Genomic DNA, 1,509 nt, shown 5'->3' with positions numbered 1-1,509 from the left:
GCCCAGTTGCTGACAACAAAACTGAAGCTGGCCGTGCTGTTAACCGTCGCGTAGAAGCGCAGGTTGAAGCTCAAGCTAAGTAATTAGCTGCCGCTCTGAGAAAAGCCCGGCTTAGGCCGGGCTTTTCTTTGTCTGCGATTTGAATAATGTCGGTATTCGCGCCTCGCACGGCAGGTCGTTGCCCGGCTATAATCGCCGCCTCTTTTCGCCGCCCGAGTCATCGCCGCCCATGTATTCCCTGGCCCGTCAGCTGTTGTTCAAACTTTCCCCGGAAACCTCCCACGATCTGTCGCTGGATCTGATCGGCGCGGGTGGGCGTTTGGGCCTCAACGGCTTGCTGTGCAAGGCGCCGGCGAAGATGCCGGTGACAGTCATGGGCCTGGAATTCCCGAACCCGGTGGGTCTGGCGGCCGGTCTGGACAAGAACGGCGCGGCCATCGACGGCTTCGCGCAATTGGGTTTCGGTTTTGTCGAAATCGGCACCGTGACCCCGCGTCCACAGCCGGGCAACCCGAAACCACGAATCTTCCGTCTGCCGGAAGCCGAGGCGATCATCAACCGCATGGGTTTCAACAACCTCGGTGTCGATAACCTGCTGGCGCGGGTGGCAGCGGCGAAATACAAGGGCGTGCTGGGCATCAACATCGGCAAGAACTTCGACACGCCGGTCGAGCGCGCGGTGGACGACTACCTGATCTGCCTGGATAAGGTCTACGCCCACGCCAGTTACATCACGGTCAACGTCAGTTCGCCGAACACCCCGGGTTTACGCAGTCTGCAGTTCGGTGATTCGCTCAAGCAGTTGCTCGCGGATCTGGCCACGCGCCGTGCCGAACTGGCGCTGCGCCATGGCAAGCACGTGCCGCTGGCGATCAAGATCGCGCCGGACATGACCGACGAAGAAACCGCGCAGGTGGCGCAAGCGCTGATCGAAACCGGGATGGACGCGGTGATCGCGACCAACACCACCCTGAGCCGTGTTGGCGTTGAAGGCATGGAGCATGGCGACGAGGCGGGCGGTCTGTCTGGCGCGCCCGTGCGTGACAAGAGCACCCACACCGTGAAGGTGCTGGCGGCTGAGCTGGGTGGTCGTTTGCCGATTATTGCGGCGGGCGGGATTACTGAAGGCAAGCATGCGGCGCAGAAGATCACCGCGGGTGCGAGCCTGGTGCAGATTTATTCGGGCTTCATCTATAAGGGCCCGGCGCTGATTCGTGAGTCGGTAGACGCCATCGCAGCCCTGCGCTGATCCTCCTCCTACGGGGGACCGATAAAACACCAAGGCAATAAAAAGGGCTCCTCGAAGGAGCCCCTGGGCCGAAGCCCGCCGTCCGGGAAGGACGTGCGTGGTTAGTGCGTTACAAATTCAGATTGTCGTGTCGGAATTAATGCCCTGTGTCAGCCGACGGCGTGAAGTTCGTTGAGTCTGTGGATTCCCGCAGTGCCGGTCATACCGTCCCAGTTGTCGCCGCGTCCTTCTCGCCAGCCGTTAATCCAGGCTTGACGTAC

The 1,509-nt window shown here is 61.0% G+C and carries 1 protein-coding gene and 1 pseudogene; one reads left to right on the top strand and one right to left on the bottom strand.

All coding sequences use genetic code 11. The features are described from left to right. Positions 1 to 229: 229 nt before the first annotated feature. The gene (locus ACIOVB_RS17200) at positions 230 to 1,249 is read left to right on the top strand and encodes a quinone-dependent dihydroorotate dehydrogenase (protein ID WP_401269685.1); all 1,020 of its coding nucleotides are present in this window, start codon (positions 230 to 232) and stop codon (positions 1,247 to 1,249) included. A gap of 149 nt (positions 1,250 to 1,398) precedes the next feature. Here ACIOVB_RS17200 and ACIOVB_RS17195 read toward each other — a convergent pair. Then, positions 1,399 to 1,509 (bottom strand): annotated as a pseudogene (locus ACIOVB_RS17195) (ribosome modulation factor); the annotation flags it as partial.

Source organism: Pseudomonas sp. NPDC087639 (assembly GCF_044743385.1).
Classification (GTDB): domain Bacteria; phylum Pseudomonadota; class Gammaproteobacteria; order Pseudomonadales; family Pseudomonadaceae; genus Aquipseudomonas.
This window is presented reverse-complemented; position numbering and strand designations above follow the sequence as displayed.